General features: G+C 64.5%; 15 protein-coding genes. 7 read left to right on the forward strand and 8 right to left on the reverse strand.

Annotated features, from left to right (window positions below):
- Positions 1–182: 182 nt before the first annotated feature.
- The 4 genes from OPV09_RS11875 to OPV09_RS11890 all read left to right on the forward strand — a co-directional run bounded on the left by OPV09_RS11875 (position 183) and on the right by OPV09_RS11890 (position 5,079).
- Positions 183–1,481: a cytochrome c gene (locus OPV09_RS11875; protein ID WP_219328293.1), complete on the forward strand. Its 1,299-nt coding sequence runs from the start codon at positions 183–185 to the stop codon at positions 1,479–1,481.
- A gap of 15 nt (positions 1,482–1,496) precedes the next feature.
- On the forward strand, positions 1,497–1,964 hold the full coding sequence (locus tag OPV09_RS11880; protein ID WP_072454663.1) for a (2Fe-2S)-binding protein: 468 nt from the start codon (positions 1,497–1,499) through the stop codon (positions 1,962–1,964).
- On the forward strand, positions 1,957–4,275 hold the full coding sequence (locus tag OPV09_RS11885) for a xanthine dehydrogenase family protein molybdopterin-binding subunit (protein WP_338681843.1): 2,319 nt from the start codon (positions 1,957–1,959) through the stop codon (positions 4,273–4,275). The genes OPV09_RS11880 and OPV09_RS11885 overlap by 8 nt, the downstream gene beginning before the upstream one ends.
- A gap of 138 nt (positions 4,276–4,413) precedes the next feature.
- Positions 4,414–5,079 (forward strand): alpha/beta hydrolase, encoded by a 666-nt coding sequence (locus OPV09_RS11890; RefSeq protein WP_338681844.1) that lies wholly within the window; start codon positions 4,414–4,416, stop codon positions 5,077–5,079.
- Positions 5,080–5,105: 26 nt separating this feature from the next.
- Here OPV09_RS11890 and OPV09_RS11895 read toward each other — a convergent pair whose 3' ends face one another.
- The gene (locus tag OPV09_RS11895; RefSeq protein ID WP_072454661.1) at positions 5,106–5,525 is read right to left on the reverse strand and encodes an ester cyclase; all 420 of its coding nucleotides are present in this window, start codon (positions 5,523–5,525) and stop codon (positions 5,106–5,108) included.
- Between the two features lie 343 nt (positions 5,526–5,868).
- Here OPV09_RS11895 and OPV09_RS11900 point away from each other — a divergent pair, with 343 nt between their 5' ends.
- A complete protein-coding gene (locus OPV09_RS11900) occupies positions 5,869–6,762 on the forward strand; it encodes a LysR family transcriptional regulator (RefSeq protein WP_072454659.1) in 894 nt (297 codons plus the stop codon).
- 70 nt (positions 6,763–6,832) lie between these two features.
- Here the strand turns inward: OPV09_RS11900 and fghA are convergent, their stop codons facing one another.
- The 6 genes from fghA to OPV09_RS11930 form a co-directional block, all read right to left on the reverse strand.
- Positions 6,833–7,699: an S-formylglutathione hydrolase gene (fghA, locus tag OPV09_RS11905; RefSeq protein WP_338681845.1), complete on the reverse strand. Its 867-nt coding sequence runs from the start codon at positions 7,697–7,699 to the stop codon at positions 6,833–6,835.
- A 56-nt stretch (positions 7,700–7,755) separates the two neighbouring features.
- Positions 7,756–8,619: an NAD-dependent protein deacetylase gene (locus tag OPV09_RS11910; protein WP_338681847.1), complete on the reverse strand. Its 864-nt coding sequence runs from the start codon at positions 8,617–8,619 to the stop codon at positions 7,756–7,758.
- A gap of 49 nt (positions 8,620–8,668) precedes the next feature.
- Positions 8,669–9,340 (reverse strand): signal peptidase I, encoded by a 672-nt coding sequence (gene lepB / locus OPV09_RS11915; protein ID WP_070304325.1) that lies wholly within the window; start codon positions 9,338–9,340, stop codon positions 8,669–8,671.
- Positions 9,341–9,512: 172 nt separating this feature from the next.
- Positions 9,513–9,755: a hypothetical protein gene (locus OPV09_RS11920; protein ID WP_070304326.1), complete on the reverse strand. Its 243-nt coding sequence runs from the start codon at positions 9,753–9,755 to the stop codon at positions 9,513–9,515.
- Entirely contained in the window at positions 9,752–10,003 is a 252-nt protein-coding gene (locus OPV09_RS11925; protein WP_338681848.1) for a hypothetical protein, read from the reverse strand. Before OPV09_RS11925 ends, OPV09_RS11920 begins: the two co-directional genes overlap by 4 nt.
- Positions 10,004–10,134: 131 nt before the next feature.
- Positions 10,135–10,674, reverse strand: a complete 540-nt coding sequence (locus OPV09_RS11930; protein WP_338681850.1) for a GNAT family protein — start codon at positions 10,672–10,674, stop codon at positions 10,135–10,137.
- Between the two features lie 83 nt (positions 10,675–10,757).
- On the opposite strand from OPV09_RS11930, the gene OPV09_RS11935 reads away from it, so the two are divergent.
- Complete coding sequence (locus OPV09_RS11935; protein WP_338681852.1) at positions 10,758–11,150, forward strand: VOC family protein; 393 nt, start codon at positions 10,758–10,760, stop codon at positions 11,148–11,150.
- Position 11,151: 1 nt separating this feature from the next.
- Here OPV09_RS11935 and OPV09_RS11940 read toward each other — a convergent pair whose 3' ends face one another.
- On the reverse strand, positions 11,152–11,736 hold the full coding sequence (locus OPV09_RS11940; RefSeq protein WP_338681854.1) for a DinB family protein: 585 nt from the start codon (positions 11,734–11,736) through the stop codon (positions 11,152–11,154).
- Positions 11,737–11,886: 150 nt separating this feature from the next.
- On the opposite strand from OPV09_RS11940, the gene OPV09_RS11945 reads away from it, so the two are divergent.
- Entirely contained in the window at positions 11,887–12,882 is a 996-nt protein-coding gene (locus tag OPV09_RS11945; protein WP_338681856.1) for an HDOD domain-containing protein, read from the forward strand.
- The last annotated feature ends 15 nt before the right edge of the window (positions 12,883–12,897 follow it).

Genomic DNA, 12,897 nt, shown 5'->3' on the forward strand with positions numbered 1-12,897 from the left:
GGCGGCGTGCTGAAACGCTGATTATAAGGCGCAGCCCGCCTGCAGGCGGCACCTGCGTGTCATTGCGTACATACAACAAGTCACAATCGCGGTAAGATTCTCCCATTCATTGCCACAATCTGCCCTGCTGCCGCCGTCCGTGCGCGGCAGGCGCGTGCTTGGCCTTTTACCGGACTCCTGTTTTGCTCAAGAAAATCTTCACCGGCTTGCTGCTGTCGCTGGCATTGCTCATCGTGGCGGCCCTGGCCGCGTATCTGTATTACTGGCGTCCCGCGCTGGCGCCCATCGATCCCCCTGCCGCCACGGCATTTCCCCCGCAAGTGGTGGAGCGGGGCCGCATCCTGGCCGGCATGGGCAATTGCGCCGCTTGCCACACGGCCAAGGGCGGCGCCGAGTACGCGGGCGGCCACGGCCTGGCCACGCCGTTCGGCACGATCTATGCGACGAATATCACGCCCGACCGGCAAACGGGCATCGGCCGCTGGTCGCAGGCCGCCTTCCAGCGGGCCATGCGCGAAGGCGTGGGCCGCGACGGTGCCCATCTGTATCCCGTCTTTCCGTACACCCATTTCAACCTCGTCTCGGATGACGACCTGGCGGCCTTGTACGCGTATTTCATGACGCGCCCGCCCGTGTATGCGGCAGCGCCCGCCAACAGCGTGCCTTTCCCCCTGAACTTGCGGCCCTTGCAGGCAGGCTGGAAGCTGCTGTTTTTCAAGCCGGCCAGCTATCAACTCAATCCCGCGCAAGGGCTGGACTGGAACCGGGGCCGCTACCTGGCCGAGGGCCTGGCCCATTGCGCCGCCTGCCACACGCCGCGCAATGCGCTGGGCGCCGAACTTGCCGGCTCATCCTATCTGGGCGCGGCCATCGACCACTGGTATGCGCCGGCCTTGACCAGCGCCAACACGGCCCCGCTGCCGTGGACGCAGGACGAGCTGTACGCCTTTTTGCGCACGGGGGCGACGTCCCTGCACGGCGTGGCGGCCGGGCCCATGTCGGCTGTCGTGCATGAAGGCATGGGCGCCTCGCCCGATAGCGATATCCGCGCGCTGTCCGTGTATTTTGCGGGCGTGGCCGGTGCAGAGCAACGCCAGGTCGATACCGATACCGTGGTAAAAGCTGGCATCAAGCGTTCGCAGCGCGTCAGCCTGGTCGACAACGACCGTGGCGCCAGCCTGTACGTGGCCGCCTGCGCGTCGTGCCATTCGAACAGCGATGGCAAGCCCGCGGCGCTGCGGCCGGAACTGAGCCTGAACAGCGCCGTCAGCGCGCCCGATCCCGCCAACCTGATCCAGGTGATCCTGCACGGCTTGAGCAAGGACGAAGCCATGCCCGGCGTGCTGATGCCCGGCTTTGCCGCCTCGCTGACGGACAACGACGTGGCTCAGCTGGCCGCCTATCTGCGCCGCAGCCGCAGCCACCAGCCGGCCTGGACAAATCTGGAAGCGGCCGTGGCACGCGCCCGCGCCGGCAAGTAATTACTGAAAGACTCTATGTACAACATGACCGTGAATGGCCAGCCCTTCGGCACCGAGAGCGACGCCGAGACGCCCCTGCTGTGGGTGCTGCGCGACGAAGTTAAATTAAAAGGCACGAAGTTTGGCTGCGGCATCGGCATGTGCGGCGCCTGCACCGTGCACGTGGATGGCCGCGCCATGCGCTCGTGCATCACGCCGATTGCCGCCGTGGCCGGCTGCGCCATCACCACCATCGAAGGCCTGTCGCCCGATGGCACGCACCCGTTGCAGCGGGCGTGGCTCGCCACGCAGGCGCCCCAGTGCGGCTATTGCCAGTCGGGCCAGATCATGCAGGCGGCCACCCTGCTGAAAGACTATCCGCAGCCGACCGATGCGAATATCGACGCCGTCATGAGCGGCAACCTGTGCCGCTGCATGGCGTATGTGCGCATCCGCAAGGCCATCAAACTGGCGGCCGGCATGCAGGAGGCGCCCGGTGTTTAAGTTACCGAAAGAAAATTCAGCTGCCCGCCCCAGCCCATTGGGACGGCGCGGTTTCCTGATCGCCGCCGCCGGTACGGGATTTACCCTCGCCTTCCTGCGCGCCGACAGCTCCCTGGCCGCAGGCAAGGCGGCGCCCGTGCAGTCTAAGCAAAGCGCCGCGCCCGTGTTCGATCCCAGCATCTGGTTTGAGATCGGCCGCGACGGCATCGTTACCGTCAACATCGCCAAGGCGGAAATGGGCCAGCATATCGGCACGGCCCTGGCGCGCATCGTGGCCGAGGAGCTTGAAGCGGACTGGAGCAAAGTACGCTTGCATTACGTGGACACGGACCCGAAATGGGGCTTGATGGTGACGGGCGGCAGCTGGTCCGTCTGGCAGAATTTCGACCCGCTCAGCCGCGCCGGCGCGGCCGGGCGCCTCGCGCTGGTCGAGGAGGGCGCGCGCCTGCTGCGCGTGCCCGTGTCCGCCTGCCACGCCAGGCTGGGCGTCGTGCATGGCCGGGGGCGGTCGATCAGCTATGGCGACATCGTGCGCCGTGGCAAGCTGGCGCGCCAGTACTCGCCCGAGCAATTGAAAGCCATCGTGCTGAAGACGCCGCAGCAGCGCAGCCTGATCGGCCAGAACGTGCAGGCGCTCGACATCCCCGCGAAAATCAATGGCACGGCCATGTACGGCATCGATGCGGAAGTCGAGGGCATGCTGTTTGCGCGCCCGAAGATCCCGCCCACGCGCTACGGTTCGAAAGTGGTGTCCATCGATGATACGGCGGCCAGGAAGGTGCCGGGCTACCTGCGCAGTGTAGCCCTGCAAGACCCCAGCGGCACGGTGCCCGGCTGGGTCATGGTGGTGGCCGAAACGTATGCGGCCGCCATGCGCGCGGCCGAGCTCGTGCAAGTGAAATGGCGGGCCGGCGCGGCCGCCCACGTGGCGGAGCAGGATATTGTCAACTACGCGACCAAACAGCTGGCCGACGCGAGCCTGGGCGCCCGCGTCGTCGATGACGATGGCGTGGAGCAAGCGTTCAAGGAGGCCAGCCTGCAGCTGGAACGCCACTACACGACCAGTACCGTGTTGCATTTCCAGCTGGAACCCGTGAATGCCCTGGCGCAGGAAATCGACGGCGTCTGGCACATTCATGCGGGCAACCAGTGGCAATCGTTGATACTGCCCGTGCTGGCGCAGGCGTTGAAGGTGCCCGAGAGCCATGTCATGCTGCACACTTATCTGCTCGGTGGCGGCTTCGGCCGTCGCCTGAATGGCGATTATTGCGTGCCGGCCGCGCTGGCCGCGCAAGCCGTGGGGCGCCCCGTCAAGATGATATGCACGCGGGCCGACGACGCCCGTTTCGATTCGCCCCGTTCGCCGTCCGTGCAGCACGTGCGCATGGCGTTCGACGACACAGGCAAGGTGTCGGCGATGGTGCACGAAGCGAGCGCGGGCTGGCCCACGCAAGCGATGATCCCCGCCTTCCTGGCCAAGGATAAGCAGGGCCATCCGTATGACCCGTTCGCCATCGCCGGCGCCGACCACTGGTATTCGGTGGGTGCGCAGCGCGTGCGGGCCGTGTCGAACGACCTGGCCAACAGCAGTTTTCGCCCCGGCTGGCTGCGTTCCGTGGGGCCCGGCTGGACGAATTGGGCTGTGGAAAGTTTCATGGACGAGGCGGCGCAGGCGGCCAAGGTCGATCCGCTGGCGTTCCGTTTGTCGCTGTTGCAGGCGACGGGGCGCAATGCGGGCTGCGCGCCGAACGCCGTCGGCGGCGCCGCGCGCCTGGCTCATGTATTGCGCCGGGTGGCGGACAAGGCGGGCTGGGGTACGGCCATGCCGCCCGACACGGGCCTGGGCATTGCCGCCACGTTTGGCCAGGAACGCGATATGCCCACGTGGACGGCGTGCGTTGCCAGAGTGAAAGTGGACCGCAGCACTTGCATGGTGAAAGTCGAAAAGCTGTTCATGGTGATCGACGCGGGCAGCATCGTCGACCCCGATGGCGCGCTGGCGCAGGCGGAAGGGGGCGCCCTGTGGGGCGTGAGCATGGCCTTGCATGAAGGCACGGCTTTCCTCAACGGCCAGGTGAAGGATATCAACCTGAATACCTACACGCCGCTGCGCATGGCCGACGTGCCCGAGCTCGACATCGAATTCGTGGCCAGCACGGCAACGTCGACGGGCATGGGCGAGCCGCCCACGACGGCCGTGGCGCCGGCGATCGGCAACGCCATCTTTGCCGCCGTGGCCTCGCGCGTGCGGCATTTGCCGATCCGCCCGGAAGCCGTGCTCAAGGGGCTGGACCGGCACGGCGCCGTCTGATGGGCGCGCGTGGCGAATTTGACGTGCGCCGCGCGTGAACGGGCGCAGGCTGGTACACTGATGCTTGCCGATCAGCGTACTAGCAGCGTGATTTCAGCTTGATGTCAGCGTCATTCCAGCTCGATAGCGGAGGCAGCCATGCAAGAACAATTTGTCAGCATCACGGCCGATGAACTTCAAATGGACGGCGTGCTTGAAATGCCCGAGCGGCCCGTGGGCATCGTCCTGTTTGCCCACGGCGCGGGCGCCGATAGCGACTACCTTGGCGCTTCCAGCCACGCCACCTCCCAGGATTTTTTGCGAGCGGGCATCGCTACCCTGCGCTTCGACCAGGGCGGTATCGAGCCTGGCGGCGGCAGCAATGGCCACGCGTATTTCGTGCGCAGCGATATCGTGCTGCTCGCGCGCCAGCTGGAAAAAGCCCTGGGCTGGCTGCAAGTGGACCCGTCCACGCGGCGCTTGCCCTGCGGCCTGTATGGCTATGGCACCAGCGCGGCCGTCGTGATGCAACTGGCGGCCTGGCGCAGCGCGGAAATCGCCGCGCTGGCCGTTTGCGATGGGCAGGTGGAAATGGCGGGCAAGGCGGCGCTTGAAAACGTGCGCGTGCCGTCTCTGCTGATCGTGGGCGGACGCGACCCCGACGTGGCCGGCCTGAACCGCATGGCATTTGCCACCTTGCGCTGCGACAAGCAATTGGAACAGATCGCCGCGCCCAGCGGCCCCGACACGCGCCACCAGGCCGCCCTGCTGGCCACGGACTGGTACACGCGCCATTTCAACGGGCATACCAGTACGGCGCAGTAGTGGGACAGAGCAGCACTTATGGCTGCTCAATGCGACGGCACGGCACCGATTTGCTGTAATAAGCCAAGCATGTCGGGCTGGCCGCGCTCCTCGACGAACTTGCCGTCGGACAGACGGTAGAGGTTCATGGCTTGCACCGCAATCTGCTTCCCGGTAGGCGGCACACCGAAGAACGTTCCCTGATGTGTGCCGCGCATAATGAACCGGGCGGCGACTTTATCACCTTCGGCCACCATTTCTTCCAGGGTCCACTGGATGTCGGGGAAGCCTTCACGCATCATGGCGATGATGGCGAGATATCCAGCCGGCCCTCGCATGGGCTCCGGACTTCCCGGTACGTGAAAGATTGCGTCTGTCGAGATGAGTTCGTCAGCCAGTGCCTGGCTGGCGGTGTTGATGAACTCAACAAACTTCTGCATGGTGAGCCTGTTTGCTTCCGATGTCATGGTAATACTCCTTTATCGACGATATGAGTGGTTTAAGGTGCGTATGCACTTGTGCTGCCTGGCTTGATGCTGCCGCTGGTGGTGAAATGATCGATCTGAAATGGATGGCCGACCGGCGATCGGATTGGTGAACACGACGTCCTCGCCCGACAGGTGGGCGCGGGGCGCGCCGGCCGGGGCGGCGTACGAGGGCAAAGCAAGGCCGTCTGCGGAGGAGCGATTAAAGCGGTGCATGCTTATGCCCGGGAAAGAGAATGCCGCTACTTTGGACTATAAACGCCAGAAGATAAATGTCGATTAAAATTGGTCACTTGAAATGTGGCGTTTGTAATGGGTGGATGCGATGGACCGACTACTGAGCATGACCGTGTTTGCCAAGGCGGTCGAGCTGGGCTCCTTTTCCGCTGCCGCCGACGTGTTCCGCATGTCGCCGCAGCTGGTGGGCAAGCATGTGCTGACTTTGGAGCAGCACTTGGGCATCCGCTTGCTCAACCGCACCACGCGGCGCCAGCATTTAACGGAAATCGGGGCAAGCTATTACGAAAAGGTGAAAGTCATTTTGGCCGAGGTGGCCGCTGCGGAGGGATTGGCCGCCGAGAGCCATGCCCGTCCCAGCGGCCGCCTGCGCGTCAACGCCCCGCTCACCTTCGGAATCCACGCCTTGATGCCACGCCTGACCGAATACATGGCGACCTACCCGGATGTGCAGGTCGAGGTGTCGCTCACGAACCGGTATGTCGATGCAATCGAGGAGGGGGCGGACGTCGTGTTCCGGGTAGGCGAGCTGGCCGACAGCAGCCGCATTGCCCGCCGCCTGGCGCCGTACCGGCTGATTCTCTGCGCTTCGCCCGCCTATCTGGCGTCACACCCGCCCATCATCTCGCCAATGGACCTGGCCAGCCACGAATGCCTGGGCTTTGCCTACACGGAGTTGCGCAGCCACTGGAGCTTCGACGGTCCGGACGGCCCGGTGACGGTGCCGGTAACGGGCCGCCTGATGATCGACAGCGGCGAGGCCCTCCTGATGGCCGCCCGCGCCAGCATGGGTGTCATGCTGCAGCCGGCGGAATTGCTGGAAGCCGACATCGCGGCAGGCAGGCTGGTGCGCGTGTTGCCGAAATACCGGGCCCCTGACAGGCCTCTGCACTTGCTGTATGCGCCAGACCGCCAGATGACACCGAAGCTGCGCAGCTTCATCGAATTTTCTGTCGCCGTGTTCGGCAGCGGCAAGGACTGAGTTTTTCCACGCGCCTCGCCCGTATCGAAAATTTCCATAGTCCTGGCACTGTGACATGTTTCACTGGCGCCTATATGGCGCGCAGATTCCTCGCATGGAAGCGCACGTGCTCTTCCATGAAGCTGGCGATGAAGTAATAGCCGTGGTCGTAGCCGGCATGGCGGCGCAGCCGTAATGGCTGGCCGGCGTCGCGGCACGCCGCTTCGAAGACATCGGGGTGCAGTTGTTCGGGCAGGAATTTGTCGGCCAGGCCCTGGTCGATCAAGATGCCTTCGGGGAACAGCGGCGGCTGGCCCTGCAGGCCGCGCATCAGCGCGCTGGCGTCGTACTGCTGCCAGCTGGCGGCATCACCGCCCAGGTAGCCCGTGAATGCTTTCTTGCCCCATGGACATTGGCTCGGTGCGGCGATGGGGGCGAAGGCGGATACTGAGCGGAACAGTTCCGGGTTGCGCAAGGCCAGCACCAGTGCGCCATGGCCGCCCATCGAATGGCCGAAAATGCCCGTGCGTTGCGCATCGATCGCCAGTTCCTGCTCCAGCAGGGCGTGCAGTTCCAGCAGGTAGCTGTACATGCGGTAGTGGCTGCTCCATGGCGCCTCGGTGGCGTCCACGTAAAAGCCGGCGCCCGCGCCGAAATCCCAGGAGTCGCTTTCGCCCGCGATGTTCGCGCCACGGGGGCTGGTGTCGGGGGCGATCAGGATCAAGCCTTCCTCGGCCGCCACGCGCTGCGCGCCGCCCTTGATCATGAACGTTTCTTCCGTGCAGGTCAGGCCCGCCAGGTAAAACAGGGCGGGGCGCCTGGTGGTGACCGTGGCGCCCGGCGCCGTGTCGGGAATGAAGGCCGAGAAACGCATGGGCAAGCCGATGGCTTGCGCGTCGTGGCGATAAAAGCGTTGTACGCCGCCAAAACAGGCGTGTTCACTCAACAGTTCCAGCATGAATTCTCCTCGTTAATGCCACAGTATAGCCAGAGCGGCGCGGGGCCGGCACGGGATCAGCCCAGCATGGCCGCTAATGCAGGCAAGATGTCTTGTGCCGGGGCATCGGCCTTGAATGCCAGCAAATGGTCGGCGCGCGTCTTGCCCATGTTGATGGCGGCCACGGGCTTGCCCGTTTCGGCCGCCATGCGGCACAGGCGAAAGCTCGAATACACCATCACGGACGAGCCCACCACCAGCAGGGCGCTGGCCGTGTGCATCTTGCTTTCGGCCTCGGCCGCACAGGCGGCGGGCACGCCATCGCCGAAAAACACCACGTCGGGCTGCAAGGTGCCACCGCAGCGGGGACAGACCGGCACGTGGAAAATGGCCAGCTGGGACGGCTCGAGCAAGGCGTCGCCATCGGGCGCCGGCGTGGCCGTGGCGCCCAGCAGTTGGGGATTGTCGCGTTCGAGTTGCTCCTGGATCAGGCGGCGCGTGTGGCGGGCCCGGCAATCGAGGCAGACGACGCCATGTATGCTGCCGTGCAACTCCGTGACGGCGGCGCTGCCGGCTTGCTGATGCAGGCCATCGACGTTTTGCGTGATCAGGCCGCCTATTCTCTGGCGCTGGGCCAGTTGCGCGATGGCCAGGTGGCCGGGATTCGGCGTGGCGCGCGCCAGGGTCGGCCAGCCCACCATGCTGCGCGCCCAGTAGCGGCGGCGCACGGCTTCCTGGCGGCGAAAATCGGGTCCTTGCACGGGCGCATTGCCGCGCCGTACGCCTTCCGTGTCGCGGTAGGCCGGTATGCCGGACGCCGTGCTGATGCCGGCGCCCGTCAGCAGCAACACGTCGGGATGGCGCTGCAGGAACTGGGCCAGTTGATCGAGAGCGTAGTGCTGACTGGCTGGCTGCAGGCTGGCTGAGGAAAAGTTTTGCATGATGCGCCATGCTAACCGAAAAGCATGGCGCTGTTGCACGGGACGGCGATTACTCCAGTTTCATGCCGAAACGCTGCAGCCGCGGCTGCCAATGCTCTTGGATATTGGCCGAGACAAGGATGCGCTCGGCCTTGCCAATCAGCAATGCGCGGGGCACGAAACCGAAGTAGCGCGAATCGGCGCTGTTGTCGCGGTTATCGCCCAGCATGAGGAAATGGTCGGCCGGCACCGTCACGGGGGCGAAGCTGCGGGCCGCGCCTGCGATTTGCGGCAAGACCTGGATGCGGTGCTGTTCCGTCTGGTTGCGTTCGCTGATGCGCTGCGCCGTCAGCTGGCCCACGTGGGCGATGGTTTCAGGCGCCGTGTCGAGCGCCGTGTACTGGGCGGGCTGGCCATTGATGACCAGCTGTTCATTGCGCATTTCCACCGTGTCGCCGGGCAGGGCGATGATGCGCTTGATCAATCGCGTGCCGTCTTTCGGCGAGGAAAAGGTGACGATGTCGCCCCGTTGCGGTTCCCCCAGGCGCTGCAGCACGATATCGGTGAGCGGCACTTTCAGGTTGAAGGCGAGGCGGTTGACGAAGACCACGTCGCCCTCGAGCAGATTGGGGCGCATGGATGCCGACGGTATGGGATTCCAGTCCGCCACGGCCGTGCGGAACACGCCGAACAGCAGGAGAAACATCAAAAAACCTTTGTTGGCGCGCATCCATGTGCTCATGTCGGCTCTTTCGCTGGGCTGTGCCCGTGATGGTGAAGGGAAACGCCATGGCTGCTGGCGACCTGTTCACGATGCACGGCGAGGCTGAAGCCAGTCTTAAATAGGCGCACTGCGCAGGCAAATGGCAGGCATGGTATGACTGCTGTTGCGTGCACGCATCACCATGCCGGTTTCAAGGATGGCGGCATGGTGACTGCGTATCGTCGCCATTGTGCAGGCGCTTGCCATGCATGTCATCCCACAGCTCACCGAGCGCCACCAGCAAGCCGCCACCCACGAAGGGGATGGCCACCAGCCATGGAATGCTGTCGAGCCAAGGGCCCAGCACGATGGCCGAGGCCACGGCGATGACGATGGCGCTGCACCAGAAGCGGCGCGGATGCCGGAGCGTCAGCAGGTAGTGAAGATCGTTCATAAATCCTCCTTGGTGAGCATGCGGAACAGCCGGGCGGCCAGGATGCTGCTGACGGCGATGACGATGCAGCCGTCCAGGAAAAACAGCACCTTGCCCACCAGGTGCATGCCCTGCACGAGATAGGCGGGCAGCTCCCGCGCTTCCGCCCACTGTGTCATGCGCGCCAGCACGATGGCGGCGGCAAAGATGACGATGGCCAAGGCCAGCACCAGCAGCACATGTTCGAACAGGCGTAGCCGCAGTTTCATGTTGGACTTGGCAAGGTTGGGAAGATTCCCGAGCCTTGACGTTATCAGTCCATCATGGTGCAGCTTTGCGCTGTGACAAAGTCGCCCCTGATAGGATAAAAGTCGCGTTGCTGCCGGAAAAATGCGGCATCTCAGGCCATGGTTTGCGTGTTGCGCCGCTCAAAATACAGCAAGTCCGACCAGGCATTCTGGAAAAACATGGCTTGTTCCGACTTGCCATACTGATGAAAGCCGTTGCGCTGCATGACGGCGACCGAGCCCAGGTTTTGCGGCCGCGCCGTCGCTTCCAGGCGCCACAGGTCCAGCGCGCCAAACGCTTCGTCCAGCAGCAGGGCCACCACGCGCGTGGCGTAGCCGCGTCCGCCGAACCGTTCGCCGATGCGGTAACCGAGCGCTGCCTTGTTGAAATAGGGGCGCGTGACGCCCGTCAGGTTGACCCTGCCGATGATTTGCCCGTCCAGCTTGGCCAGGTATTGGTAGGCGCGGTCCTGTTCGCGTTCGCGCTGCGCCTGCTCGATGGCGGCGGCGATGGCTTCCTGGTGATAGTAGGACGGCGCGCGGGCCGTGACCCAGTGTTCAAAATACGCGCGGTTGTCCAGTTCGAAGGCCAGCAAAGCGGGAAGGTCGGCGCTGGAGGGCGGGTGCAGCTGAAGGCGGTCGAGGTCTGGCATGGGAGCGTGTCGGAAAGCGATGCGCCATTATAATCAGCTCGCGCATTGCGCCGCACACCCGTTTGAACTCAAGAAGGAGCAGCATGCTGTCCCATATCTGCCTCGGCACCAACGACTTTCCCCGCGCCTACGCTTTCTATACGGCCCTGCTGGGAGAACTCGGTCTGATCGAGAAATTTCATGATACGGCCAAGCCCTGGGCGGGCTGGATGGCGCAGCAGGCGCCGCGGCCCCTGTTCGTGCTGACGGCACCGCATGACGGCTTGCCGGCCGCGCCAGGCAATGGCCAGATGACGGCCTTGCTGGCGACCAGCCGCGCGCAGGTGGACCGCTGCTACCAGGCCGTGCTGGCGCTGGGCGCCGTGTGCGAAGGGCCGCTCGGTTTGCGCCCGCATTACCACGCCCATTACTATGGCGCCTACTTCCGCGACCTCGACGGCAACAAGCTGTGCGTCTGCTGCCACGCGGAGGAATAGTTCAGCGCGGACCCCAGACGTCGTCTTCCGTCCAGCCCAGTTCCAGGAAATCCTGCGCCCGCTCATCCGCTTCCCCGGCGCAATAGAATTCGTCGAGCTGGGGCGGCGCGATGCGCGTGCCGGCCAGCATGGCGTGCACTTGCCCCCGGTGGTGGATCTGGTGCTGGAACAGGTGTGCCAGCAGGCGCTGGCGCGTGTCGACTTGTGGTGTATCGCGCAATATCGTTACGGGCCGCGCCAGGTCCGCATCGCACAGGCTGCGGCAATGGGCGATCAGGCGCTGGTCCGATGCGCGCTGCGCCGCATGCAGGGCCGCGCAATCGCTGAACGGTTCATCCTGTTCAAAGAAGACGTAGCAGTCGGCATGCGGCGCTTCGCCGCGCAGCTCGCGTTCGAGCGCGTCGAGATAAAACCAGTCGCATGTGAGGATGTGGTTCAGGGTGAACTGGATGGTGGGAAAAAAGCTGACGCGCGTGGCCTGGAATTCGGCCTGGGTCAGCTGGCCGCACGCCTTCAGCAGGCGGTGGTTGGCCCAGGCGTTGTTGTACGCCTGGCTGGTGAGGTAGTGCGCAAGTGGATTGTTCATGATGGATCGCTTGTCGGGCAGGGCAGGGTTTTGCAATGCCACTTTAGCATGTTGCGGCAGATGGACAAAGCGCTCACGCCAGCCGCACCAGCGCTGCCATCATCAAGTAAAATCGTGGGGCGGATTGCGCGATAGTGATGCAGATAGGGCTTGGATAGCAAAATGGGCTGGATAGGAAAATTACTGAACGGCGGCGACGAAAAAAGCAAGCCTGCGGCAGTCTCGGCAGCGGCGGCTGCCGAAGCGGTACGGCAGCCAGCCACCATCACTGAAATCGATGCCATGTACTACCGCTGGCTGGCGGCCGCGAGTGCGGCGCAGGCCCCGGAGCAGACTGAACAGCAGATTCTGGACGAGCTGGCGCGCCTGGTCCGTGAACCGATCGCTGGCGCTGCGCTGGTACCGCGCATTCCAGCCATCATTCCGCAGTTGATGCGTACCCTGCAAGATGAAAACATGAGCGCGGCCAAGCTGTCGGCCCAGCTGGCCCAGGACGTGCTGCTGGTCGCCGAGGTCTACCGCGAAGCGAACCGGCCCTGCTATCAGTCGCGCTATAACGCCAGCCCTTCGATCAACAATATGGACGGCGCCATCATGCTGCTCGGGCAAAACGGCATGCGCATGCTGCTCGCCCGCGTCGCCTTCCGCCCCATCGTCAGCATGCAAAGCGGCGGGCTGACTGTGCGCACGGCGCCGCTGATCTGGCGCCAGTCCGAGAAATGTGCGCTGGCGGCCAGCCTCGTCGCGCCGGCCATGCATGCCAACGCCTTCGACGCCTATCTCGCGGGACTGATGGCCAACGTCGGCCTGGTGGTGGCGTTCCGGCTGATCGACCAGATGCATGCGCCCGATGTCTTCCCGCAATCGGACGCCTTCATTGCCCAGGTGTTTGCGCAAGCGCGCATCCTGTCGGTGCGGATCGCCGAATTGTGGGAGTTTCCCCAGTCCGTGACCCGCGCGATCGGGCAGGTGGGGCAAGCCGATGCCGATCCGCAGGCGCAAGCGCTGGCGCTGGGTGAGCGCTTGAGCAAGCTGCGCATGCTGGCCGATACGGGCCGCTTCCCCGCCGACGATCCTTTCGTGACGAGCGGACTCGACAAGAACGCCCTGCTGGCGTTTGGCAAACTGGCCGACGACGAGGACTGATGGCAACCGCGTGCG

The sequence above is a fragment of the Janthinobacterium sp. TB1-E2 genome (assembly GCF_036885605.1).
GTDB lineage: Bacteria > Pseudomonadota > Gammaproteobacteria > Burkholderiales > Burkholderiaceae_D > Janthinobacterium > Janthinobacterium aestuarii.

Bases quoted from the DNA above. Each gene is read 5' to 3' on its own strand.
- OPV09_RS11920 (WP_070304326.1), bottom strand. From the start codon at position 9,755: ATGAACGATCTTCACTACCTGCTGACGCTCCGGCATCCGCGCCGCTTC.
- OPV09_RS11935 (WP_338681852.1), top strand. From the start codon at position 10,758: ATGCTGTCCCATATCTGCCTCGGCACCAACGACTTTCCCCGCGCCTAC.
- OPV09_RS11910 (WP_338681847.1), bottom strand. From the start codon at position 8,619: ATGCAAAACTTTTCCTCAGCCAGCCTGCAGCCAGCCAGTCAGCACTAC.
- OPV09_RS11930 (WP_338681850.1), bottom strand. From the start codon at position 10,674: ATGCCAGACCTCGACCGCCTTCAGCTGCACCCGCCCTCCAGCGCCGAC.
- OPV09_RS11925 (WP_338681848.1), bottom strand. From the start codon at position 10,003: ATGAAACTGCGGCTACGCCTGTTCGAACATGTGCTGCTGGTGCTGGCC.
- fghA (WP_338681845.1), bottom strand. From the start codon at position 7,699: ATGCTGGAACTGTTGAGTGAACACGCCTGTTTTGGCGGCGTACAACGC.
- OPV09_RS11940 (WP_338681854.1), bottom strand. From the start codon at position 11,736: ATGAACAATCCACTTGCGCACTACCTCACCAGCCAGGCGTACAACAAC.
- OPV09_RS11895 (WP_072454661.1), bottom strand. From the start codon at position 5,525: ATGACATCGGAAGCAAACAGGCTCACCATGCAGAAGTTTGTTGAGTTC.
- OPV09_RS11890 (WP_338681844.1), top strand. From the start codon at position 4,414: ATGCAAGAACAATTTGTCAGCATCACGGCCGATGAACTTCAAATGGAC.
- OPV09_RS11900 (WP_072454659.1), top strand. From the start codon at position 5,869: ATGGACCGACTACTGAGCATGACCGTGTTTGCCAAGGCGGTCGAGCTG.
- OPV09_RS11880 (WP_072454663.1), top strand. From the start codon at position 1,497: ATGTACAACATGACCGTGAATGGCCAGCCCTTCGGCACCGAGAGCGAC.
- lepB (WP_070304325.1), bottom strand. From the start codon at position 9,340: ATGAGCACATGGATGCGCGCCAACAAAGGTTTTTTGATGTTTCTCCTG.